The organism is Microbacterium rhizosphaerae (assembly GCF_034120055.1).
GTDB classification, from domain to species: Bacteria; Actinomycetota; Actinomycetes; order Actinomycetales; family Microbacteriaceae; genus Microbacterium; species Microbacterium rhizosphaerae.
The window spans coordinates 1,105,526-1,128,963 of record NZ_CP139368.1 but is presented as its reverse complement, the minus strand read 5'-3'; the positions used below and the strand labels follow the sequence as shown (position 1 = coordinate 1,128,963).

The 23,438-nt window shown below is 71.5% G+C and carries 19 protein-coding genes; 6 read left to right on the top strand and 13 right to left on the bottom strand.

Annotated features, from left to right (window positions below; genetic code table 11):
* Window positions 1–16 precede the first annotated feature (16 nt).
* From SM116_RS04975 to SM116_RS04960, 4 genes are all read right to left on the bottom strand, one after another.
* Entirely contained in the window at window positions 17–1,045 is a 1,029-nt protein-coding gene (locus SM116_RS04975; protein ID WP_320944101.1) for a zinc-dependent alcohol dehydrogenase family protein, read from the bottom strand.
* A 39-nt stretch (window positions 1,046–1,084) separates the two neighbouring features.
* Window positions 1,085–1,582, bottom strand: a complete 498-nt coding sequence (locus SM116_RS04970; protein ID WP_320943350.1) for a methylated-DNA--[protein]-cysteine S-methyltransferase — start codon at window positions 1,580–1,582, stop codon at window positions 1,085–1,087.
* Complete coding sequence (locus SM116_RS04965) at window positions 1,579–3,072, bottom strand: Ada metal-binding domain-containing protein (RefSeq protein ID WP_320943349.1); 1,494 nt, start codon at window positions 3,070–3,072, stop codon at window positions 1,579–1,581. The genes SM116_RS04970 and SM116_RS04965 overlap by 4 nt, the downstream gene beginning before the upstream one ends.
* An 83-nt stretch (window positions 3,073–3,155) precedes the next feature.
* On the bottom strand, window positions 3,156–4,496 hold the full coding sequence (locus SM116_RS04960; RefSeq protein ID WP_320943348.1) for a dihydrolipoyl dehydrogenase family protein: 1,341 nt from the start codon (window positions 4,494–4,496) through the stop codon (window positions 3,156–3,158).
* Between the two features lie 97 nt (window positions 4,497–4,593).
* Between SM116_RS04960 and SM116_RS04955 the strand changes: the two genes are divergently transcribed.
* Window positions 4,594–5,427: a class I SAM-dependent methyltransferase gene (locus SM116_RS04955; RefSeq protein ID WP_320943347.1), complete on the top strand. Its 834-nt coding sequence runs from the start codon at window positions 4,594–4,596 to the stop codon at window positions 5,425–5,427.
* A gap of 30 nt (window positions 5,428–5,457) precedes the next feature.
* Here SM116_RS04955 and purH read toward each other — a convergent pair whose 3' ends face one another.
* Genes purH through SM116_RS04940 form a run of 3 tightly spaced genes read right to left on the bottom strand, consistent with a single transcriptional unit; the run spans window position 5,458 to window position 9,308 of the window.
* Window positions 5,458–7,065, bottom strand: coding sequence for a bifunctional phosphoribosylaminoimidazolecarboxamide formyltransferase/IMP cyclohydrolase (purH, locus tag SM116_RS04950; protein ID WP_320943346.1), 1,608 nt, complete (start codon window positions 7,063–7,065; stop codon window positions 5,458–5,460).
* A 34-nt stretch (window positions 7,066–7,099) separates the two neighbouring features.
* A complete protein-coding gene (gene purN / locus SM116_RS04945; protein WP_320943345.1) occupies window positions 7,100–7,684 on the bottom strand; it encodes a phosphoribosylglycinamide formyltransferase in 585 nt (194 codons plus the stop codon).
* 13 nt (window positions 7,685–7,697) lie between these two features.
* Window positions 7,698–9,308: a cell division protein PerM gene (locus SM116_RS04940; RefSeq protein ID WP_320943344.1), complete on the bottom strand. Its 1,611-nt coding sequence runs from the start codon at window positions 9,306–9,308 to the stop codon at window positions 7,698–7,700.
* A gap of 145 nt (window positions 9,309–9,453) precedes the next feature.
* Here SM116_RS04940 and SM116_RS04935 point away from each other — a divergent pair, with 145 nt between their 5' ends.
* Window positions 9,454–12,057, top strand: coding sequence for a hypothetical protein (locus SM116_RS04935; RefSeq protein ID WP_320943343.1), 2,604 nt, complete (start codon window positions 9,454–9,456; stop codon window positions 12,055–12,057).
* Window positions 12,058–12,060: 3 nt separating this feature from the next.
* On the opposite strand, the gene SM116_RS04930 is transcribed toward SM116_RS04935, so the two are convergent.
* From SM116_RS04930 to sucC, 4 genes are all read right to left on the bottom strand, one after another.
* Window positions 12,061–12,804, bottom strand: coding sequence for a formylglycine-generating enzyme family protein (locus SM116_RS04930; RefSeq protein WP_320943342.1), 744 nt, complete (start codon window positions 12,802–12,804; stop codon window positions 12,061–12,063).
* A 10-nt stretch (window positions 12,805–12,814) separates the two neighbouring features.
* Window positions 12,815–13,255 (bottom strand): nitroreductase family deazaflavin-dependent oxidoreductase, encoded by a 441-nt coding sequence (locus SM116_RS04925; RefSeq protein ID WP_320943341.1) that lies wholly within the window; start codon window positions 13,253–13,255, stop codon window positions 12,815–12,817.
* A gap of 101 nt (window positions 13,256–13,356) precedes the next feature.
* Window positions 13,357–14,259: a succinate--CoA ligase subunit alpha gene (gene sucD / locus SM116_RS04920; RefSeq protein WP_320943340.1), complete on the bottom strand. Its 903-nt coding sequence runs from the start codon at window positions 14,257–14,259 to the stop codon at window positions 13,357–13,359.
* Between the two features lie 9 nt (window positions 14,260–14,268).
* A complete protein-coding gene (sucC, locus tag SM116_RS04915; protein WP_320943339.1) occupies window positions 14,269–15,432 on the bottom strand; it encodes an ADP-forming succinate--CoA ligase subunit beta in 1,164 nt (387 codons plus the stop codon).
* Window positions 15,433–15,639: 207 nt separating this feature from the next.
* Here sucC and SM116_RS04910 point away from each other — a divergent pair, with 207 nt between their 5' ends.
* From SM116_RS04910 to SM116_RS04900, 3 genes are all read left to right on the top strand, one after another.
* Complete coding sequence (locus SM116_RS04910) at window positions 15,640–16,329, top strand: TetR family transcriptional regulator (RefSeq protein WP_320943338.1); 690 nt, start codon at window positions 15,640–15,642, stop codon at window positions 16,327–16,329.
* Between the two features lie 50 nt (window positions 16,330–16,379).
* Window positions 16,380–19,118: a cation-translocating P-type ATPase gene (locus SM116_RS04905; protein ID WP_320943337.1), complete on the top strand. Its 2,739-nt coding sequence runs from the start codon at window positions 16,380–16,382 to the stop codon at window positions 19,116–19,118.
* Between the two features lie 163 nt (window positions 19,119–19,281).
* On the top strand, window positions 19,282–20,514 hold the full coding sequence (locus SM116_RS04900) for an acyl-CoA dehydrogenase family protein (protein ID WP_320943336.1): 1,233 nt from the start codon (window positions 19,282–19,284) through the stop codon (window positions 20,512–20,514).
* Between the two features lie 66 nt (window positions 20,515–20,580).
* Here the strand turns inward: SM116_RS04900 and SM116_RS04895 are convergent, their stop codons facing one another.
* A complete protein-coding gene (locus SM116_RS04895) occupies window positions 20,581–21,150 on the bottom strand; it encodes a DUF6325 family protein (protein ID WP_320943335.1) in 570 nt (189 codons plus the stop codon).
* A gap of 174 nt (window positions 21,151–21,324) precedes the next feature.
* On the opposite strand from SM116_RS04895, the gene SM116_RS04890 reads away from it, so the two are divergent.
* Window positions 21,325–22,362 carry an ATP-dependent DNA ligase gene (locus SM116_RS04890; protein WP_320943334.1) on the top strand — a complete coding sequence of 346 codons (1,038 nt, stop codon included), beginning with the start codon at window positions 21,325–21,327 and terminating at the stop codon, window positions 22,360–22,362.
* Window position 22,363: 1 nt separating this feature from the next.
* Here SM116_RS04890 and ligD read toward each other — a convergent pair whose 3' ends face one another.
* Entirely contained in the window at window positions 22,364–23,401 is a 1,038-nt protein-coding gene (gene ligD, locus SM116_RS04885; protein WP_320943333.1) for a non-homologous end-joining DNA ligase, read from the bottom strand.
* Between the last annotated feature and the right edge of the window lie 37 nt (window positions 23,402–23,438).

Sequence of the window (23,438 nt, the reverse complement as noted above, 5' to 3'; positions counted from 1 at the left end):
CAAGATCTGGATGAATTCAGAGCCGCGCGACGACCATGCCCGCGTCTGCGGGGGCGGCATCCATCGCCACGAGCGCCTCGGCGGCGCCCGCGAGGTCCGTGACCCGTCCGACGAGCCGACCCGGATCCAGCGCGCCGTCCACGATCAGCTGCAGCATCGCGGGATAGTCGGCGGCCGACATGCCGTGCGAGCCGGACACCTCGAGCTCCCACGCGATCACCCGATCCCACGGGAGCGGGGCGGATGCTGCGGCCCCCAGCATGAGCCCGACCTGCACGTGACGGCCGTGCCGGCGCAGGCTGCGGACCGCGGCATCCGCCGTCGCGGCCGAGCCGAGGGCGTCGATCGTGACGTGCGCTCCCCCTCTGGTGGCTGCGATCACCTCGTCCACCGGCGTGCGGGAGAGCACCGTGGCGGCGGCACCCAGGTCCTGCGCACGCGCGAGCGCGCGCTCCGAGAGGTCGACCGCGGTCACCCGCGCGCCGAGCGCCCGGGCGATCATGATGGCGGAGAGGCCGACGCCGCCGCATCCGAACACGGCGACCTCCTCGCCCGCACGCACGCCCGCCTGCCCGACGATCGCGCGGAATGCGGTCGCGAACCGACAGCCGAGGGATGCCGCGGTCACGGGATCGACCTCGTCCCGCAGTCGCACGAGGTTGAGGTCGGCGACGCGGACGATCACGTACTCGGCGAACGACCCGTCGCCGGTGAAGCCCGGCTGCGTCTGGTCGGGGCATACCTGCGCCTGGCCGCTCCGGCACCACTCGCAGGCGCCGCATCCGTTGACGAACGGCGCGGTGACGCGGTCGCCGACGGCGAAGCCGCGCACCTCGCGGCCGACCTCGGCGACGATGCCGGCGAACTCGTGCCCGGGGATCATCGGCAGCGGCACCGGGTCGTGCCCGCGCCAGGCGTGCCAGTCCGAGCGGCAGACGCCAGTCGCCTCGACCCGGACGACGGCACCGTCCGGCGGGCAGTCCGGCGCGGGGAGGCGATCGATGCGCGGCGAGGATCCGTACTCGTCGTACACCACAGCGCGCATCGATCCGTCCATGCCCCGATTCTCTCGCGGCCGCACGCCTCAGGCGATCGCCGCCTCCCGCGCGAGCAGGCTCTCCTTGACCTCGAGGCCCCACGCGAAGCCGCCCAGAGACCCGTCCGTGCGCAGCACGCGGTGGCACGGCACGAACAGGGCGGGGGCATTGCGGGCGCAGACGGATGCGGCGGCCCGCACCGCCGAGGGCTGCCCGAGCTGCACGGCGAACTCCGTGTAGGTCAGCGGCCGGCCGGGCGTGATGTCGCGCAGGGCTCGCCATCCGGTCTGCTGCATCGCCGTTCCATGCTGACGCACCTCGACCGCGCCGACGGCGTCGAGGTCGCCGGCGTAGTAGGCGGCGACGGCGGTCGCGGCATCCGTCTCACCCTCTACGACCGTGTCCGGCCGGAGCGAGGGATGGATGCGCGCGAGCGCGGCGTCGGGATCGGCGGTCCACCCCGAGGCGAGGACGCGGCCCGCGTCGTCGGCGACGATCGTGAACGGGCCGTCCGGGGTGTCGATGGTTTGGATGACAGCGGTCATGACAGCTCCTTGGTCGGGGTCTTCGTGGACGGTGTGCGCAGCCGTGGGGGCACGGCGCGCCAGAGGTGCGCGGTGAGGTAGCTGCGCCAGGGCGCCGTCCGCGCGGCCCAGGCGACCAGGCCGGACGCATCGGAGGGGATGCCGAGAGCCGCGGCGCCGGCGCGGGCGGCGACGTCTCCGGGCAGCAGCACGTCCGGGTCGCCGGTCACGCGCATGCGGACGTAGTCCGCCGTCCACGGGCCGACGCCGGGGAGCGCGAGGAGCGCTGCGCGCTGCTCGAGGGCGTCATCGCCGCTCGAGAGCCGCAGGTCGCCGCACGCGACGGCGCCTGCGGCACCCGTGACGGCACGGATGCGGGCGGCAGGCCCGCGCAGGACTTCCGCGCCGCGCTCGGCGATGGCCTGCATGGTCGGGAAGAGCAGGGCGCCGTCGGGGGTGCGCTCGCCGAGCGCCGCCGCCAGCGAGCTCAGTGCCGTGCGGGCGGCCACGACCGTGATCTGCTGGCCGATCATCGCGCGGATGAGCATCTCGTGCGGGTCGGCGGCTCCCGGCACGCGGATGCCCGGGATGGCGGCGACCGACGCCGACAGCTCGGGGTGCGCGGCGAGCGCCGCATCCACCACCAATGGATCGGCATCGAGGTCGAACAGGCGCCGAGCGCGTGCGACGAGCACGGTGAGGTCACCGAGGTGCGCGAGGCGTGCGCGGAGACGGATGCGCTCCTCGTCCTGCCGGAGCTCGAACCACGCCGGGCCGCCGGGGAGCCGCAGAGTGCGCGAGAAGGAGGCGTCGCCCGCCTGCTCCACGTCCGTGACGGCGCGCGCCGCCATCCACGCGAAGAGCCCCGCGCCGTCGAAGGGTCCGCGGACCGGCAGCAGGAGGTCGATCTCGCCGAGAGGCGTCGCGTCCGGTGTGGTGTGCCGTCGCGCCCGCAGGTCGAGCGGGGTCATGGCGAACACCTCGCGGACGGTGTCGTTGAACTGCCGCACGCTCGCGAAGCCCGCGGAGAACGCGACGTCCGCCGCGGACATGTCGGTGCCGACGAGCAGCATGCGGGCCGTGTGCGCGCGCTGCGCGCGGGCCAGGGCGAGCGGACCCGCGCCGAGCTCGGCGGTGAGGACGCGCGTGAGATGCCGGGGCGAATAGCCGAGTCGGGATGCCAGTCCGGGGACGCCCTCGCGCTCGATCACGCCGTCGGCGATCAGCCGCATCGCGCGTCCGGCGACGTCGCCGCGGAGATTCCACGCGGGTGAGCCGGGCGCCGCCTCGGGCAGGCACCGCTTGCAGGCACGGTAACCGGCCTCGTGCGCCGCCGCCGACGTGGGGAAGAATGTGACGTTCGACGGCTTCGGCGTGCGTGCCGGGCAGCTGGGGCGGCAGTAGATGCCCGTGGAGCGCACCGCGGTCACGAACTGGCCGTCGAAACGGACATCGCGCGACTCGATCGCTCGATAGCGCTCGTCGAACGTCATCGTCGTGAGGGTGTCCATGCATCCAGAATCGCACGCCCCGCCGACACGCTCTCGCGGAAATCGGACATCGCGGCGATGCCCGATTCGTCCGCGCCCGGGGCCTACCCCCGGATCTGCGCGTCGAGGTCGCGGAGTCCGTCGAGGTAGGCCTCCGAGAACGTCGGGAACGGCTGGATGACGTCCAGCAGCACGTCGAGCGGCGTCTTCGCACGGACGGCGAGCGTCGCCTGCTGCAGCCACTCCCCTGCCTCCGGGCCCACGGCGAAGGCGCCGGTCAGCACGTGTCCGTCCGAGACGAGGGTGAGAAACCCCGCATCCTCGTAGTCCCGCGTGTAGGTGGACGTGCGCGCGACCGCGCCGAGGTCCGTGGTGCTGACGTACGCGCCCTCGGTCTCGCCGACGGCCGCGGCCTCGGGGTCGCTGAAGACCACGCGGGGAACCGCGGTGTAGTCCGCGACGCGCGCGCGGCCGAGGATGTTGTCGGCGACGACACGGCCCTGATACTTGCCCACGTGCGTGAGGTCCCACAGCCCGGTCACGTCTCCGATCGCCCAGAGCCCGTCGCCCGCCGAGAGCCGATCGTCGACGGGAATGCCCTTCTTCGTCGGCTCGATGCCGACCGTCTCGAGACCGATGTCGTGGATGCGGGGTGCACGGCCGGTCGCGGCCAGCAGCCGGTCGGCGCGCAGCTCGGCGCCGTCCGCGAGCGTCAGGACGTATTCGTCGCCCTCCAGCGCAGCGTGCACGGCATCCCCGAATCGCACGTCGATGCCGTCCGCCTTCAGCGCCGCGAGGACCCGATCGCCCACCGACGGCGCCTCGCGCGGCAGCACGCGTTCGCCGTGACCGACGAGGGTTACGGACGAGCCGAAGCGGGCGAGGGCCTGGCTCATCTCGACGCCGACGGGACCCGCGCCCAGGACGATGACACGCGCCGGCACCTCCTTCATGCCCGTGACCTCGCGGTTGGTCCACAGGCCCGGAAGCTCGCGCAGCCCCTCCACCGGGGGGATGGCGGCGGTGGACCCGGTGGCGATGACGATGTGCTCGGCGGTGAGCGTGCGATCGCCGACGGCCATCGTGTGCGGTCCGGCGAGCCGTCCGTGGCCGCGGACCACGTCGATGCCCGCGCCGGCCGCCCACGTCTCCTGGCCGCTGTCGTCGTAGCCGGAGACCTGGAAGTCGCGCCACGCGAGCGCCTGGGCCACGTCGATGCCGCCCGTCACGGCCTCGCGTGCGCCGGGCACGGTTCGCGCGGCGGCGAGCGCCTCACCGGGCCGCAGCAGGGTCTTCGACGGGATGCACGCCCAGTACGAGCATTCGCCGCCGAGGAGCTCCCGCTCGACGACGGCGACGCGCTTGCCTCCCGCGGCGATCGCTCCTGCGCAATGCTCTCCGGGCGACCCGCCGCCCAGGACGATCGCATCGTAGTCATAGGTCATGCCGGAAGTCTGGCCTGCTCGAGGTGGCCCCGCCAACCCCTGGACAGTGCAGCGGGATGCGGGTACAACGGTGGGGATCCATATCAGGGAGACCGAGATGTCTGATCGTGATGCGGGGATGCTGTTCCAGGGTTCCCTCCCGGACGCCTACGAGGACCTCATGGTGCCGCTCTTCTTCCAGCCGTTCGCCGAGGACCTCGTCGCCCGCGCCGCCGCGCTCGAGCCCGTGGACGTGCTGGAGATCGCGGCCGGCACCGGCGTCGTCACCCGGGGTCTGGTCGGGTCGCTGCCGGGCGATTCGACGATCGTCGCGACCGACCTCAACAGCGACATGCTCGCCGTCGCCGCGGCACTCGAGGGCGAGCCGACGGAGGGGACCGGTGACGTGACCTGGCGCGTCGCCGACGCCCAGCGGCTGCCGTTCGACGACGGCTCGTTCGACCTCGTCGTCTGCCAGTTCGGCGTGATGTTCTTCCGCGACCGCCCCGGATCCAACGCCGAGGTGATGCGGGTGCTGCGCACGGGCGGGAACTACATCTTCTCGGCATGGGACTCGATCGCGACCAACCCCATCCCGTCCCTCGTCGACGAGGCCTACCGGCGCGTCCTTCCGGACGCCCGGCCCAACGTGATCACGAGCGTCGCCCACGGCTACCACGACCACGACCGGATCCGCGCCGACGTCGAGGCGGGCGGTCTCGTCCTGGGAACCATCGACACCGTGGACCTCGTCGCCGTCGCGGACTCCGCTCAGATCGCCGCCGCGGCCCTCGCCTACGGCTCCGCCCTCGCGGCCCAGCTGGACGGCTATCCGTCCAGCGCGCGCGAAGAGATCGAGATGATCGCCACGCAGCTCATCGAGCACGAGTTCGGCACGGGTCCGATTCGGGCGCCCATGCGGGCGTTCGTCGTCACCGCATTGCGTCCCTGACCCGGACCACGACGGTCGCCCGCGCCGGCGTCAGTGGAAGAAGTGCCGCTCCCCGGTGAAGAACATCGTCACGCCGCGCTCGCGCGCGAGCGCGATCGTCTCGTCGTCGCGCACGGACCCTCCCGGCTGCACGATCGCCGAGATCCCGGCATCCATCAGCACCTGCGGTCCGTCGGAGAACGGGAAGAACGCGTCGGATGCCGCGACCGACCCTGCCGCCCGCGACCCCGCGCGCTCGACCGCGAGGCGGCACGAGTCGACCCGGTTGACCTGGCCCATGCCGATGCCGACCGTCGCCGAGTCCTTGGCCAGGACGATGGCGTTCGACTTGACCGCGCGGCAGGCCTTCCACGCGAAGATGAGGTTCTGCATCTCGTCCTCGGTCGGGCGCTCCCCCGTCACGAGGTCCCAGTTCTCCGCGACCGACTCGATGTCGTCGGGGAAGCGATCGGCATCCTGCAGCAGGAGGCCGCCCGAGACCAGCCGGACGTCGATGCGCTCCTGGCGCCAGTCGGCGGGCAGCTGCAGCACACGGAGGTTCTTCTTCAGCGCGAAGACCTCGAGCGCCGCCGGCTCGAAATCGGGCGCGACGACGACCTCGGTGAAGATGTCGCGGAGGTTCTCCGCCATCTTGAGGGTCACCGTGCGGTTGGCCGCGATCACTCCGCCGAAGGCGGACACCGGGTCGCATTCGTGGGCGCGCAGGTGCGCGGAGGCGATGGGGTCGAGGGCGTTCGGCGCCGTCACCGCGATGCCGCACGGGTTGGCGTGCTTGATGATCGCGACGGCGGGCAGCACCATGTCGAAGGCGGCGCGCAGAGCGGCATCGGCGTCGACGTAGTTGTTGTACGACATCTCCTTGCCCTGCAGCTGCGTCGCCTGGGCGATGCCGTGGCCGCCGGTGCGCGAGTAGAGGGCCGCGCGCTGATGCGAGTTCTCGCCGTAGCGCAGGATGGCGAGACGCTCCGCGCGGACCGTCAGATGCTGCGGCAGGTCGGTGCCCTCGACGAGGGTGCCCTCGGCGAACCAGGTTGCGACAGCACGGTCGTACTCGGCCGTGTGCGCGAAGGCGCGGGCCGCGAGCTCCCTGCGCTGGGCGAGGCTCGTGCCGCCCTGGCCGAGGGCCTCGATGATCGCGGGGTACGACTGCGGCGAGACGACGATCGCCACGTTGGCGTAGTTCTTCGCGGAGGCGCGCACCATCGCGGGGCCGCCGATGTCGATCTGCTCGACCACGTCGTCGCCCTGCGCGCCGGCTGCCACGGTCTCCACGAACGGGTAGAGGTTCACGACGACGAGCTCGAACGGCTCGATGCCGAGGTGCTGGAGCTGCCCCTCGTGGTCCTCCAGGCGAAGGTCGGCGAGAAGGCCGGCGTGCACCGCGGGATGCAACGTCTTGACCCGGCCGTCGAGCGACTCGGGGAAGCCGGTGACCGCCGAGACGTCCGTGACCGCGTGCCCGGCCTCGCGGATCGTCGCCGCCGTGGAACCCGTCGACACGATCTCGACGCCCGCGCCCGAGAGCGCCTCGGCGAGGCGGAGCAGGTCGGTCTTGTCGCTCACCGACACCAGGGCGCGGCGAACCGGCACGACATCGCGGTCACGGTACAGGGACGGGTCGTGGCGGGGGCCGGCCATGGATTCCTCCGGTTCGGGGGTGGGGTTCGGGGGCTCAGGGAGACGTGAGGTCGAGATCGCCTGTGGCGACACGGCGAACGACGTCGATCAGCAGACGGCGTTCGACGGGCTTGATGCGCTCGTGCAGCGAGTGCTCGTCGTCGCCGTCGAGCACGGGGACGCGCTCCTGGGCGACGATGGGACCGCTGTCGACGCCGGCGTCGACGACGATGACGCTCGCGCCGGTCTGGGGGACTCCGGCTTCGATCGCGTCGCGCACCGCGTGCGCGCCGGGGAACTCGGGCAGATACGCCGGATGGGTGTTCACGAGGTTCGGCGCCCATTCGTCCACGACCTCGCGGGGAAGCAGCCGCATGAGACCGCTCAGGACGACGAGATCGGGCTGCCAGACCGCGAGCTGCGCCGACAGCTCCGCGCCCCACTCCTCGCGGGTCGCGTAGTGCGCATAGGGCACGGTGAAGCTCGGGATGCCGAAGTCCTCCGCGTGCGCGAGACCGTCGGCTTCGCGGTCGGCTCCGACGACGACGACGCGCGCCGGGTAATCGGGATCCTCGGCGGCTTCCAGGAGGGCTCGCAGATTCGAGCCGGTGCCGGAGATGAGGACGGCGACCGAGAGCACGGGACCGAGTTTACTAAGAACCGTCCCTCCCGCCGGGCGCCGCTGCCGGCGGCAGCGGATTCGGCCGGTTCGGACCGAGATCCGGGCGGGATGCCGCGGGCGGCGGCGGCTTGGGCGCCTCGGGCTCGACCGGCTCGGGTTCGACAGGCTCGGGTTCCGGCTCGGGTTCGGCTTGCGCCGCGGGCACGGGCGGGAGGACGATCGGCCCGGTCCGGGCGTCGGCATCCATCTCTCCGGCGGGCGCCCAAGTGTCAGCGCCCGTCGGCGGCTCGACGGGCAGCGGCTCGACGGGCAGCGGGGCGACGGGCAGCGGGGCGACGGGCAGCGGCTCGAGGGGCGCTGTCACGTCGTCCGCCGGCGCCTGCGGGGCGGCCGGGCGCTCCACCGTGCGTTCGCGGCCGCGGTCCGATGCCGGCGACAGCAGCATGATCGCCGCGCCGATCAGCACCTCGATCCCCACCGCGAGCGCCACAGGACCCGGCTCGGGACCGGTCTGCGCGAGCCGGGCGGGCCCCAGCGACCCGGATGCGGCGGCGCACAGCGCCGCGGTGCCGCCTGCGGACAGCACGGCGATGCCGGCGGCGACGGTCGCGCGCAGGCCCGAGCCGGCGTGCACGACCTCGTGGGTCGACGCATCCGGGTCCGCGAACCGCGAGCGCACCGCCCAGCCTGCGAGCGCCCCCACGGCGACGGGCAGCAGCACCACGACGAGCAGGAACGGCGATGTCGTCTCGGGAAGCGCGCCGAGCGCCGGGATGCCGGGCACGACCCCGAGCTGCGTGCCCGCGGGCGAGACCGTCGTGCCGACGCCGACCGAGAACCCCGGACCGGCGACGAAGGAGAGCCCCCAGACGACGAGCGTGGGCAGGTACGCCAGCTGCCCGAGCGCGACCACGACCGCGCCGATCAGATCGACATGTCCCGCCTCGAAGAGCGCGATGACGTTCCCGCCGCGGACGATCATGGCCGCTGCGAACGCGAGCGCGCCGAGGCCGATGAGACCCGCGAGCGCGATCCCTGCTCCGCGGGCCGTCAGCTCGACGACCCGATCCCAGCCGTGCCGCCCGTGCGCGACGCGGGCGCGCATGCCGTCGAGCGTGCGGTGGCCCGACGGATCGGCGTGGATCCATCCCGCGACCAGGGCGCCGCCCGCGGCGCCGACCGCATAGATCGCGACGGGGAAGATCACGCCCTGCCACAGGTGGATCGCTGCGATCGGGTTGCGCGCCGTCAGCCCGGCGAGGGTGGCGAGGACGGCGAAGACGACGGTCCCGGCGATCGGACCCGTGGCCGCCGCATCCGCCTGCGCCGCGCGCACTCCCGAGCGCGCCGCGAAGATCGCCGTGAACGAGGCGAAGGCGAGCGGGGCGAGCGAGATGACGAAGGATGCCGCGGACTGGTCGATGCCCGTCACTGCGAGGTACTCGGCGGGCAGGTGGATGTGCAGCGGCACGAGGTGTCCGAGCTGCCACACCGACACCGCCGTGGGCCAGAGGGCGCCCCACGGCAGCGTGCCGCCGATGAGCCACAGCAGCGCGAGCGGGGCGAGTGCCGCGGCAACGCCGACCACCGCCGCGAGAGCGGCGTCCAGAGCTGCGAGGAGGGCGACGACGAGGCGATGCATGCCTCATCGACCCTACCCAGCGACCGTGGACGCTCCCTGTCGGCGCGCGCATCCCGCCCGGCATCGGAGCGGCCCTAGGGTGGAAGCGCCCGCGGCGCGGACTGTGGTCACACCGTCGGATCCGCGGCCCGGCAGGAGGTGCGCCATGGGCGATGCGCCCGAACATCCCGTCCTCGAGCTGCGCGTGCACGGGATGAACAACACCACGCCCGCCGCCCTGCTCGACCTGGAGTCGGAGGACATCCGGCTCGTGATGGGTGACAAGCTGGGCAGCTTCTGGCGACCGAAGCGCAAGGCGGTCGCGAAGCTCGAATCCGGCGAGCAGGGCTATGTCCCGCCGGGCATCCGCCGCGAGGCCTACTCGTGGGGCGGGATGGTGCGCACGATGCCGGATCTCGGCGGAACCAGCACGGGTGGGATCATCGCGAGCGTCTTCGCCCGCATCGGCTACGCGCTGCTGCTGCCGTTCGCGCTGGCGAACGTCGTGCAGTGGATGCGCCGCCTGCCGCCGGCACCGCCCGAGCCCGCGGATGACGCGCCCGTCACCGAGCGCGGCGGCCGCACCACGGCCGGCTTGACCCGCCTGTTCGGACTGCTCCTCACGCTGCTGCTCACCAGCACGGCGGTGACGCTCGCGCTCGACCTCGGCGCGGCGCAGTGCGCGGCGGCCGCCGCGCTGTGCGGGCCGGCGAAGGATTTCTTCTCGATGTTCGCGACGTGGACCGCCGGCCAGCGGCTCGCGCTGTTCGCCCTCGTGCCGGTGATCGCGGTCGCAGGCATCTGGGCGCTGTCCGCCCTGTCGCGCCTGCGCTACGACGTGCTGCCCGGAATGGGCGCCCACCGCGCCGCGCGCGCGGGTCTCGCGCGCGACCTCGCCGGTGGCGTCGCTCCGGCCCAGCCCTCCGCCCTGCTCACGAGCCCCGGCTTCTGGTCGAACCGTGTGACCCGGCACCTCGCGCACGCGCACTTCGCCGGCGCGATCTTCTTCACGATCGCCCTGACCGCGGGGCAGGCCTCGTTCGGCTGGCACACGACCTGCCGCGGACTGGGCGGGTTCGAGCACTGCATCGGCGCAGCGTGGGGCCGCGCGGACTTCGACACCGCCATCGGGTTCGCGGCCCTCGGATGCGTCGGCCTCGCCGCCGTGCTCGTGGTCGCCTTCGTCCTGCCGACCACCGTCCCGGCCACCGAGGAGCGACTCCCCCGGGCGGCCGTGCGATGGGCCGACGGTCTGCTCATCGGCTCGGCGGCCGTCTTCGCGGCGCTCGAGATCGTGCTCCTGTTCGCCACAGGGCCGCAGTCTCCCGGGCGGCTGTACGGCGCCGGAACCGCACCGCTCGCGATCGTCAGCGCGGCTGCGCTGATCGCGGTGTCCGGGGTCTTCTGGCGACCGCGGGCGGGCCGACGCGCCACGCTGTGGCTCGGCTGCGGTCCCGCGGGCTTCATGTCGTTCGCGCTGGCCGTCGCCGCCGCGATGAGCGCCATCGTCACGACGACGGTCGGCGACTGGCTCAACGGAGTGCTGCCCGCATCCGCCCTCGCGCGTGGACAGGTCCTTGCCGGCGTCGCACCGCCCACCGTGTACATCTCGGGCAGCTACATCGCGCTGGGCTTCGGGGTCCTGGTCGGGACGGCGATCCTCGCCGTGATCGCCGCGGCCATGCTCGTGCGTCCGCGCACGGTGGACGCCCGCGCGAAGGCGTGGGGAGCGCCGACGACCGTCGCCGACTTCCCGACCCCCGCGCGCAGTGTGCTGCCGCCCTCGCCGGGGGCGCTCCTGTCGGCCATCGAGAGCCGGCGCTCGCTGGCGGCGCGCGTGCAGCTGGCCGAGCCTCTCGGCGCGACCGCGGCGCTGACGCTCGGTCTCGGCGTCGCGGGCGGCGTCGTGTGGTCGTGGGTGACCTACGCGCACCCCGGCGCGCCGCTGTGGGATCCAGCGCGCATCGGCGGGGGGTGGCCGTCGATTCTCCACCCGCTGCTGGACGTCGGGATGCTCGCCCTCGCCTGGATCGGGCTCGCCCTGCTGGCGCTGCTCGTCGCCGGCGCCTCCAGCGGCGCCGTCCGCCCCATCGCCGTGGTGTGGGACGTCGTGTGCTACCTGCCGCGCACCGGCCACCCGTTCGGGCCGCCGGCGTATGCCGAGCGCGCCGTGCCCGAGATCGCGGGCCGGCTCTTCGAATGGCTGGATGCCGGCGGCGAGACCGACCCGGACCGCATCCATCTCATCGAGCACAGGCGCGCCGTCCTCGTCGGACACAGCATGGGCGCCGTGCTCTCGGTGTCGGCGCTCGCCCTGCTCGCCTCGAGTCCGCAGACGCGACCGGTGCTGCAACGGATCTCGCTTCTGACCATCGGAGTGCAGCTGCGCGCGTTCTTCGGGCGCATGTTCCCCGAGCTGCATGGCCCGGAGGTGCTCGGCACCGAGCCGTCTCGCGCACCCCGGGCGTTCGCCGCGGACTCCGACCCGTGGTCGGTCGACTTCGCGCAGACCGGGCTCGTCGATCGCGCGGGCGGCCGCCTGTCGGGCACCCTGCTCGCCGGCTACGGCGTACCGTGGCGGAGCCTGTGGCGTCCGACCGACATCCTCGGCTTCGTCGTCGACGGGCCGCATCCCAATTCCGTCGACGTGCTCGCCGACGAGCTGGACCTGACGGGCTATATGGTCGCCGTCGACGGCCACCGCGTCTACTACCGGGCCCCGCAGTTCCAGGCGGAGCTGCTGGCCCTCGCGGAGCTGCCTCCCGAGTAGGCGTCAGCGCAGCGGCGTCCAGCCCGGAGGGAGCGGCCCGTCGAGGTCGGCCCGCTCGGCATCCGCCCGCGCCGACCAGCCCTGCGCTTCATCGACCGTGTCGAACCCGCCGCGGGCCACGCGGAAGCCGACGTCCTCGTGACGCATGCGCGGCCCGCCGCCGCGCCGCGTGGACGCCCGGACGCTGAACGCGTCGTCGGCGAAGCCGCCGCCGCGGAACACCCGGTAGTCGCGGTAGCGGGCGGGATCGAGGAGGTCCCAGCACCACTCCCACACGTTGCCCAGCGTGTCGAAGAGGCCGTTGAGGTTCGGGAGCCTCCCGCCGACGTCAGCCGGCGCAGAGAGGCCGTCGGCGCTCGTCCACGCGATCTCGCTCAGCGGGCCGTAGTGCGGCCCCGTCGAGCCGGCACGGCAGGCGAGCTCCCACTCGGCCTCGGTGGGAAGGCGATATCCGTCGGCGTCGACGTGCCACGTGACATCCTCGCCGTCGAACGAGTACGCCGGGTCGAGGCCCTCCCACTCCGATGCCGCGTTGCAGAACCGGATGGCCCGCTGCCAGCTGACGCCGACCGCCGGGCGGCGAGGGTGCGCCGCCGTGATCCCGAGCAGCTCGCCCAGCTGCGCCTCGGTCACGGCGAACACGCCGATCTCGAACGGCTCCAGCTCGACGCTCCAGCGGACCTTGCGGCGCGCGTCGTGCAGCGTGACGACGCCTCCGCTGATGCGCTCGAGCTCGATGTCCCTCACTCGCGCGGGATCACGCGTCGTTCGGCTCGAGCACGAAGATCGCGATCTGCCGATCGGTGCGGGTCTGGTAGGTGTCGTAGTCCGGCCATGCCTGCGCCGCCCGCGCCCACCACTCGGCGCGCTCGTCGCCGGACAGCTCGCGCGCGGTGTAGTCGCGCTTCACATCGCCGTCCTGCAGCTCGACATGCGGATGCCGGCGCATGTTCTCGGCCCACTTGGGCTCGTCGGGCGCGCCGCCCTTGGATGCGACGACGGCATACTCGCCCTCGTGCTCGACGCGCATGAGCGCCGTCTTGCGGAGCGCGCCGGTCTTCGCCCCGACGGTCGTCAGGACGATGATCGGCTTGCCGCGCAGCGTGTTCGCCTCGGCTCCCTGCGACGCCTCGAAGGACTCGGCCTGCGTGCGTGCCCATTCGGCGGTGCTCGGGAGGTACTCCCCGTTCAATGGCATGTCGTCCACGCTACCTGCGGCTGCGACCCCCGGGCGCCGGAAACGACGAGGGACGGATGCCGCGGCCCTGAGCCGCAGCATCCGTCCCTCGTGACGTGGGGTCAGAGACCCCTGATGATCTCGCGCATCAGGTCGGCGGTCTCGGACGGCGTCTTGCCGACCTGGACGCCCGCGGCCTCGAGGGCCTCCTTCTTCGCCTGCGCGGTGCCGGCCGAACCGGACACGATGGCGCCGGCGTGGCCCATCGTCTTGCCCTCGGGGGCGGTGAAGCCCGCGACGTAGCCGACGACCGGCTTCGTGACATTGGCCTTGATGAACTCGGCCGCGCGCTCCTCGGCGTCGCCGCCGATCTCGCCGATCATGACGATCGCCTTGGTCTCGGGGTCGGCCTCGAACGCAGCGAGCGCGTCGATGTGCGTGGTGCCGATGACCGGGTCGCCGCCGATGCCGATGGCCGTCGAGAAGCCGAAGTCACGCAGCTCGTACATCATCTGGTACGTCAGGGTGCCCGACTTCGAGACCAGGCCGATGGGGCCCTTGCCGGTGATGTTCGCCGGGGTGATGCCGACGAGCGACTCCTCGGGGCTGATGATGCCGGGGCAGTTCGGGCCGATGATGCGGGTCTTGCCGCCCTTGGCCTTCGCGAGCGCCCAGAACTCGGCGGAGTCCTGCACGGGCACGCCCTCGGTGATGATGACGAGCAGGGGGATCTCGGCCTCGATGGCCTCGACGACGGCGTCCTTCGTGAACGCCGGAGGCACGAACGCGATCGAGACGTCGGCGCCGGTCGCCGCGATGGCCTCGGCGACGGACGCGAAGACGGGCAGCTCCACATCGGAGCCGTCCTTCGCCGTGTGCAGCACCGTGGTGCCGGCCTTGCGGGCGTTCACGCCGCCCACGACCTGGGTGCCGGCCGCGAGCATGCGGGCCGTGTGCTTCGATCCCTCGCCGCCGGTGATGCCCTGGACGATGACCTTGGAGTCCTTGTTGAGGAAGATCGTCATGACTGTTCCTTACGCGTTCGCGAGCTCGGCGGCCTTGTCGGCGCCCTGGTCCATGTTCTCGGCGAGGGTGACGAGCGGATGCGCCGCCTCCTCGAGGATGCGGCGGCCCTCCGCCACGTTGTTGCCGTCCAGGCGCACGACGATCGGCTTGTCGGCCGTCGAGCCGAGCTCGGCGAGCGCGCCGACGATGCCCTTGGCGACCTGGTCGCAGGCGGTGATGCCGCCGAAGACGTTGACGAACACGGCCTTCACCTGCGGGTCGCCGAGGATGATGCCGAGGCCGTTGGCCATGACCTCCGCGGAGGCGCCGCCGCCGATGTCGAGGAAGTTCGCGGGCTTCACGCCGCCGTGGTTCTCCCCGGCGTAGGCGACGACGTCGAGGGTGGACATGACCAGGCCCGCGCCGTTGCCGATGATGCCGACCTCGCCGTCGAGCTTGACGTAGTTGAGGTCGAGCTCCTTGGCCTTGGCCTCGAGCGGGTCGGCCGCGGCCTTGTCCTCGAGCCTGGCGTGCCCCGCGTGACGGAACTCGGCGTTGTCGTCGAGCGAGACCTTCCCGTCGAGGGCGATGACGTCGCCCTCCTCGGTGAGAACGAGCGGGTTGACCTCGACGAGCGTGGCGTCCTCGCCCTTGTAGACGTCGTAGAGCTTGACGAACACCGGCGCGACCTTGCCGACGAGCTCGGCGGGGAAGTTCGCGGCCTCGGCGATCTCGGTCGCCTTGGCGAAGTCGATCCCGACGGCCGGGTCGACCTCGATGCGGGCGAGGGCCTCGGGCTTCTCGACGGCGAGCTGCTCGATCTCCATGCCGCCCTCGACGCTCGTCAGCGAGAGGTAGGAGCGGTTGGCGCGGTCCAGCAGCACCGAGAAGTAGAACTCCTTCGCGATGCGGGCGCCCGCGGCGACCATCACGCGCTTGACGACGTGGCCCTTGATGTCGAGGCCGAGGATCGCCTGCGCCGCCTCGTACGCCTCATCGGCGGTCTTCGCGACCTTGACGCCGCCGGCCTTGCCGCGGCCGCCGACCTTCACCTGGGCCTTGACGACGACGACACCGCCGATCTTCTCCGCCGCCGCCTTCGCCTCCTCAGGAGTGTCGGCGATGATGCCCGGGAGTACCGGCACCTCGTACTTCTCGAAAAGGTCTCGTGCCTGGTACTCGTACAGATCCACAGTGATTCCTTTGCAGGGGGGCGACTGGGCGGAATGACGCCGAAAGCGTCTTGATGTCGAGAGATCGACCAGTCCCCCAGCCTACTACCGCTCGCCAGGGTGCCCTGACGGGAGCGACGCGCCGTGGGACCGCCACGGCCGCGCGCTCCGTGCAGGCGCGCGCGGGATGCGGCATCCCCGAAATGTGCGCATTAGGCTCTCTCCGAGATGACCGACACCGCCGCCGCCTCCCCGAGCCTCGCCGCCTCCCGCGCGGCCGTGGTCGCCGCCGCGCTCGAGCTGTTCGCCGAGCAGGGGTTCGACCAGACGTCGGTGGAGCAGATCGCCCAGGCTGCGGGCGTCTCGCGCTCCACGTTCTTCCGTCAGTTCGGCGGCAAGGACGACGTCGTCTTCACCGATCACGAGGTGCTGATCGACCGCCTGCGCGAGTTCCTGGCCGAGCCGCATCAGGATCCGTGGGCCGCGGTGTGCGAAGCATCCCTCTTCGTCTACGCGCACTTCGCCGCCGACCCCGACCTCGCCCGCCGCCGCTATGCGGTCGTGCGCGGGGTCCCCGCGCTGCGCGATCGCGAGATCATCACGGTGTTCCGCTACGAGCGGCTGTTCGACGAGTACCTGCGGGCCGCACTTCCCGGCCTCGACCCGCTCGATGCGGTGGGCTTCGCCGCACTCGTCACCGCGATCCACAACCACGTGCTGCGCTCGCTGCTGCGCGGGTCGAAGAAGGTGCCGGTGTCGGTCCTGCGCACGGCGCTGGACGAGGCGAGGCGCCGCTTCGGCGTGCTTCCCGAGGGTGAGAACGCGCCGGCCGACGACGAGATCGTCGTCGCCGTCTTCCCGCGGACGATGCCGACCGCAGAGCTCGCACGACGTCTGCGCGAGCACCTCGACGACTGACGTCGGATCCTTCCGCTCCTGCGGCGCTGTGCGGCTGTATGTTGGGCCCCATGAGCGCTGTGGACACCTCCGCCGGTACACCCGCGAACAAGCCCGCGGACGTCCCTTGGTACACGCAGGATCCCGATGCGGTCGTCGCCGCGCTGGGCAGTGATCGCGACCGCGGGCTGAGCGCCGCCGACGCCGCGAAGCGTCTCGCGGACCACGGCCCCAACTCCATCGCCGCCGAGAAGCCGCCGTCGGTGTGGCAGGTCGCCCTGCGGCAGCTCGCCGATCCGATGAACGTGATGCTCGTGGCGGTCGCCGTCATCAGCATCCTGATCGGACAACTCAGCGTCGGCATCCTCGTCGGCGCCCTGGTCATCCTGAACGTCATCCTGGGCTCGAGGCAGGAGCTCAAGGCCAAGGCCTCGGTCGACGCTCTCGCCAAGATGCAGATTCCGCAGGCGAAGGTCGTGCGCGACGGGAGCCTGCTCCAGCTGGATGCCACGAACCTCGTGCCCGGCGACATCGTCTCGCTCGAGGCCGGCGACATCGTTCCGGCGGACGGGCGAATCCTCCGCTCGGCAACGCTCGAGACGCAGGAGGCCGCGCTGACCGGCGAAAGCGCGCCGATACCGAAGGATGCGGCGGCGCTCGCCGATCCCGAGACGACCCTCGGCGACCGGACCGATATGGTGTTCCAGAACACCCAGGTGACCCGTGGCACAGCCGTGGTGGTCATCACGGACACCGGGATGCAGACCCAGATGGGCCGCATCGCGTCGATGCTCTCCTCGGTGAAGCCCGCGAAGTCGCCGCTGCAGCGGGAACTCGACTCGCTCACCGGCGTGCTCGGATGGATCGCATGGGGCGCGGTCGCGGTCATCGTCGTCACCGGCCTGCTGCGCGGGCAGCCGGCGGCATCCGTCATCCTCCTCGGCATCTCCATGGCCATCTCGGCGATCCCGACCGGCATGCCATCGTTCGTGCAGGCGATGCTGTCGTACGGCTCGCGTCAGCTGGCCGAGCACAAGGCCGTGGTCAAGAACCTCACCGATGTCGAGACGCTCGGGGCGACGAGCGCCATCAACTCCGACAAGACCGGCACGCTCACGATGAACGAGATGACGGTCGAGTCGCTGTACTTCGCCGGAGCCTGGTACTCGGTCGGCGGGAACGGCTACGAGAAGACCGGCGAGATCCTCGGAGCGGCCGGCGGTCCGGTTCCCGATTTCACGCAGCTCGCGCTCGCGCTCTCCCTGTGCGGGGACGCGACCGTCTCGGATGACGGCGTCGTGATCGGCGACCCGACCGAGGCTGCGCTCGTCGTGCTCGCGGCCAAGATGGGCGCCGACGCGGAGCTCACCCGGGGTGCGTACCCCCGCGCGGCGGAGGTGCCGTTCGACTCGGCCTACAAGTTCATGGCGACCTACCACCAGGTGCCGCGCGATGGCGGGACGCAGCTCGTGATGCTCGTCAAGGGCGGTCCCGACGTCGTCCTGGACCGCTGCGGCTCGGTGATGACCCCCGACGGCACGGTGCCGATCGCCGAAGCCCGCGACGCCGTGCTCGATGCGAACAGGTCTCTGTCGGAGCAAGGACTGCGCGTGCTCGCCTTCGCTTTCCGTCGCTTCGAGCCGGGAACGCCGGTGCCCGACGACCCGATGGCAGAGGTCACCGACCTGACATTCGTGGGCCTCGTCGGCATCATCGACCCGTTGCGCCCGTCGTCGAAGGAGGCGGTGCGCATCGCACAAGACGCCGGCATCGAGGTGCGCATGATCACCGGAGATCACGCGATCACCGCGGCCGCCATCGGCGCGAAGCTGGGCCTCGGCGAGGGCGCCGCGAGCGGCGCCGAGATCCAGGCCATGAGCGATGACGAGCTGAAGGCCGCGCTGCCGCGACTGCACATGTTCGGGCGGGTCACGCCCGAGGACAAGCTGCGCCTCGCCCGCCTCATGCAGGAGCAGGGCGCCGTCGTCGCGATGACGGGCGACGCCGTGAACGACGCCGCGGCCCTCAAGCAGGCCGACATCGGCGTGGCCATGGGCTCCGGCAGCGACGTGACGAAGCAGGCGGGGAAGATGATCCTCGTCGACGACAACTTCGGCACGCTGGTGACCGCAGTGCGGCTGGGTCGCTCGATCTACGAGAAGATCGTCAGCTACGTCCGATATCAGATGGCGCAGCTCTTCTCCCTCGTACTGCTGTTCCTGGTCGCGAGCATCTTCGACATCAATCACGGTGTGCCGCTCACGCCGATCATGGTGCTCTTCCTGAACTTCTTCGTGTCGATCTTCCCCGTGATCGTGATCATGCTCGACCCCATTCCCGAGGGGATCATGCAGAAGCCCCCGCGCGATCCGAAGAAGACCATCGCCAACCGTGCGGCGGTCGGTCAGTGGTTCCTCTACGGTGCGCTCATCTTCATCACCTCGCTCGTCCCCCTGCTCATCTACCCCGATCAGCTGAGCTCGACGAAACCCAATGTGCCGGTGACGATGACGTTCGTCGTCGCCGCGTTCGGCGCGATCTTCGGCGGCCTCGTGATGCGGCGCGACCCTGACTCGGGGCTCGCTCCGCCGATCCTCGTGGCGCTGAAGTGGCTGTCGATCCCGCTGCTGCTGACCGTCGCCGCCGTCGAGGTCGGATTCCTGCAGCGCCTGATCGGCACCACGGGCCTGTCGGGCCACGAGTGGCTCATCGCCCTGGGACTCGGGTTCATCGTCCCGGTTGTGGTCGAACTCGAGAAGTGGATCCGCCGCATTCGCATCCGCCGACGTTCGGGCATCGTCGGGAGCTGACCCGACCACGTTCGCGAAGCGCGCGTCATCCCACGGATGGCGCGCGCTTCTCGTGGTGCGGGCGCCCTGTTGAGACTGAGTACTATGAAACGTGGCATCCAGTTCCACGCCGCGCGACGGTGATCGGATGCCGCACCATCTCCGCCTCGCATCAGGAGTCCGCATGACCGACTTCACTCCCCGCCCCGGCCAGAGCGTCGAGGGGTACGCCGTGACCGCTCGGCGCGGCACCGATTACTACGGCGTGTTCGCCGACATCCCCGAGGACGATCGCGCGGCATGGGAGCGGGCGCAGGCCTACATCGACGAGGTCGGCACGCGCATGCTGGATGCCTGGGACACCGGCGACTACCCGCTCGACATCGCGATGCGCGCCGGCGAGCTCGACCTCTTCAACGACGGCATCGACCACCCGTCGCTCACGCGCTTCTCTCCGCTCGCGGCGGGACTGGTGAACATGGAGATCTCGCGCGGCGACGGGTCGCTCGGCACGGTCCTCGCCGTCCAGGGGGGTCTCGCCCTGCGCACGCTCGCCCTCTTCGGCAGCGAGGAGCAGCAGTCGCGGTGGATCGTGCCGGTCGCGCGTGGGGAGGTCCCCGCATCCTTCGCCCTCACCGAACCCGACCACGGGTCCGACTCGGTGTCGCTCGAGACGGTGGCACGCAGGGAAGGCGACGCGTGGGTCATCGACGGCACGAAGAAGTGGATCGGCAACGGCGCGTCCGGCGGGATCACCCTCGTCTGGGCGCGCGTGCAGGCGGAGGGCGATCCGGATGACGGCGCCGTGCGCTGCTTCCTCGTCGAGCAGTCGACTCCGGGCTATGCCGGCACCGTGATCCGCGGGAAGGCGTCGCTGCGCGGCATCCACCAGGCCCACATCGTGCTCGACCAGGTGCGCGTGCCGCTGACGGCGGTGCTCCCGGGTACGCATTCGTTCAAGGATGCCTCGACCGTGCTGTACGCGACGCGCTCCGGTGTGGCGTGGTCCGCGCTCGGGCATGCCACGGCCTGCTACGAGGCAGCGCTCTCGTATTCGCAGCAGCGGATGCAGTTCGGCAAGCCGCTCGCCAAGTTCCAGATGGTGCAGGAGCGGCTCGCGCAGATGCTCGAGGAGCTCACCGCGATGCAGCTCTACTGCAGATGGATGGCCGATCTCGAGGCCCGCTGCGAGCTGCGGCCCACCCAGGCGTCGCTCGCGAAGCACCACAACACGCGCGCCGCACGGCGCATCGCGAACGTCGCGCGCGACATGCTCGGGGGCAACGGCATCCTGCTTGAGAACGGCGTCATGCAGCACATGGCCGACATCGAGGCGATCCACACGTACGAGGGCACCGAGAGCATCCAGGCGCTGCTGATCGGCCGGGACATCACGGGGATGAGCGCGTTCGCCTGATCCGCGGGTCTTCGACGGCGGATGGCCCGGCGCAGGCACGCCGGGCCATCCGTCCGAGTCGTCAGCTCACTCGTCGCCGGGGTCGTCGCCGGAGGCGATCGCGGCGATCAGCGACTGCGTCGGGATGCGACCCGAGCTGATGAGCTCTCCGCCGTTGCGGCGCACGGCCACGGCGAAAGGCGCCGCCCAGGTGTTCTCCCACACGACCACGCCTGCGACGCTGCCCGGCTCCATCTCGTCGGCGATGTCCACGAGGTCCTCGTCGGCGAGCATCTGCGCGATCGTGGCCTCGAGCACTCCGACCGAGCCGAGGTCGCCGAGGTTATCGGCCTCGAGCACGTCGATCTCGCCGTCCTCGTCCTTGTACACGACGACGACGTCGAGCAGGCGCACCGTGCCCGCGTCGGCGAGCGCGGCGAGCTGCGCGATCGCCTCGCCCGTGAAGGTGCTCTCACCCGCGGGGAACTCGACGACGAGATACTCAATGGGCCCCAGTTCGTCGTCGGCGGCGGCCTCTTCGAGAGCGGTCAGCGCGGCGACCAGGTCCGCGTCCTCCTCGGTCTCGGCGAGCTCCTCGGCGATCTGCGCCGCGTCGGTGTCGACGACCTCTTCGCTGTCGTTCCGGATGTCCGTCATCGGTGTGTCCCTTTCGTCACGGAGGGTGGTGCGCACCAGTCTCGACCGCTCGCGTGACACCGGCCAGGCGCGGGAGGTGGACATCTCGTGAACTCTGGCCGCCGGGGCGCCGATGCCCGCGAGGCCTTCTCGACCGCTCCTGACTTTGTCGGCGGTGCCCGGCAGGATGGACGCATGCCCTATGAGATCCCCGCTCCGATGCTCGCGAAGGCCGTCGCCGACATCCCGCGCAGCGAAGGCCTGAGCTTCGAGCCGAAATGGGACGGGTTCCGCGCCCTCATCTCGTGGGACGGCACCGATGTCGAGATCGGGTCGCGGGGCGCGAAGCCGCTCACGCGGTACTTCCCGGAGCTCGTCGAGGCCTTCGCGCGGCTGCTGCCCGAGCCGTGCCTGCTCGACGGCGAGATCGTCGTCCCCGTGGACCGCGACGGGCGGCGCCGGCTGGACTGGGAGGCGCTGTCGCAGCGCATCCACCCCGCGGCCTCGCGCGTCAACAAGCTCGCGCAGGAGACACCCGCGATGTTCGTCGCGTTCGACCTCCTCGCGATCGGAGACCGTGACTTCCAGGCCGAGCCGTTCGCCGCGCGCCGCGCGGCGCTCGTCGACCTCCTCCGGGACGTCCCCGATCCGGTGCATGTCACGCGAGCGACCCCCGATGCCGACCTCGCCCGGCGGTGGCTCGCCGAGTTCGAAGGGGCGGGGCTCGACGGTGTCGTGGCGAAACCGCTCGACCAGCCGTACGCGCCGGGCAGGCGGACGATGTTCAAGATCAAGCACGCGCGCACCGCCGACGTGGTCGCGTTGGGGTACCGCATCCACAAGTCGGGTCAGGGCGTCGGCTCGCTGCTCGTCGGCCTCTACAGCGAGGACGGCACGCTCTACCCGGTCGGCGGCGTCGCCGCGTGGAGCGACAAGCGGCGCCTCGAGCTCATCGACGAGCTCGCACCGCTCGTCGAACGCGACGAGTCCGGTGAGGCGATCCGCGGCGAGGGCGAGAAGTCGCGGTTCCAGGCGGGCCGCGCAGACTCGTCGTTCGTGCGGCTGCGGCCCGAGAGGGTGCTCGAGGTGCGCTACGACCAGCTCGAGGGATGGCGGTTCCGCCACACCGTCCAGTTCGAGCGGTGGCGTCCCGACCGCGACGCGCGGTCGTGCACGTACGACCAGCTCGAGGTCGTCGCCGCGTACGATCTCGCGGACGTCCTCGAGGACTGACTCACTCGGGCTTCGGCCAGTTCTCCGGGTTGATGCGGCTCGGCTGCACCCGCGGCGGTTCCCCCGGCATCTTCGGGAACTCGGGCGGGAACGGCAGCTCGCCGAGTCCGTTCTCGAGGTCGCGCCGCCACCAGTCGAGCAGCGCGTCGATGCGACCGGGTGCGGCGCCGAACTCCGCCCACGGATCGCCCGTGTCGGCGAGGCGCTGCGGAACCGATCGCACCGTGAACGACGCCGGGTCGACCGCATCCAGCTCGTCCCACGACAGCGGAGTCGACACGGTGGCTCCGGGCAGCGCGCGAGGGCTGTAGGCGCCGGCCATCGTGCGGTCGCGATTCGCCTGGTTGAAGTCGATGAACATCCGCTCGCCGCGTTCCTCCTTCCACCAGTTCATCGTGACCTTGTCGGGCAGGCGTCGCTCGAGTTCGCGCCCGGCGGCGATGACAGCATGGCGGACGTCGAGGAACTCGTGCGTCGGCTCGATCGGACAGAAGACATGGATGCCGCGGCTCCCGCTCGTCTTGATCCAGGCCTCGAGACCCGCCTCGGCCAGCACGTCGCGCAGGGCGGGTGCCACGGCCGCCGCCTCTGCGAAGCCCGTGCCGGGCTGCGGATCGAGGTCGATGCGCAGCTCGACGGGGTTGTCGGTGTTCGAGGTCAGCGATGCCCACGGATGGAAGACGATCGTGTTCATCTGCACGGCCCAGACCGCGGCCGCCGCCTCGGTGAGGACGAGCTGCGGATGCCGGCGCCCGCTGTTGTAGGTCACGGTGACGGCTTCGACGAATGCCGGCGCGCCCTTCGGCGGGTTCTTCGAGAAGAAGCTCTCGCCGCCCACGCCCTCGGGGAACCGCTCGAGCGACACCGGCCGGTCGCCGTTGGCCGCGAGGAACGGGCCGGACACGGCGACCACGTACTCCGCCAGCTCCTGCTTGGTGATCCCCTGCTTGGGCCAGATCACGCGGTTCGGATTCGACACGCCCACCTCTCGGTCGCCGTGCGGGCCGGGGACGGTCAGGGTGATGCGCTCGGTTGCCACCCGTTCACGGTATCGATCGGATCGGACACGACGCCAG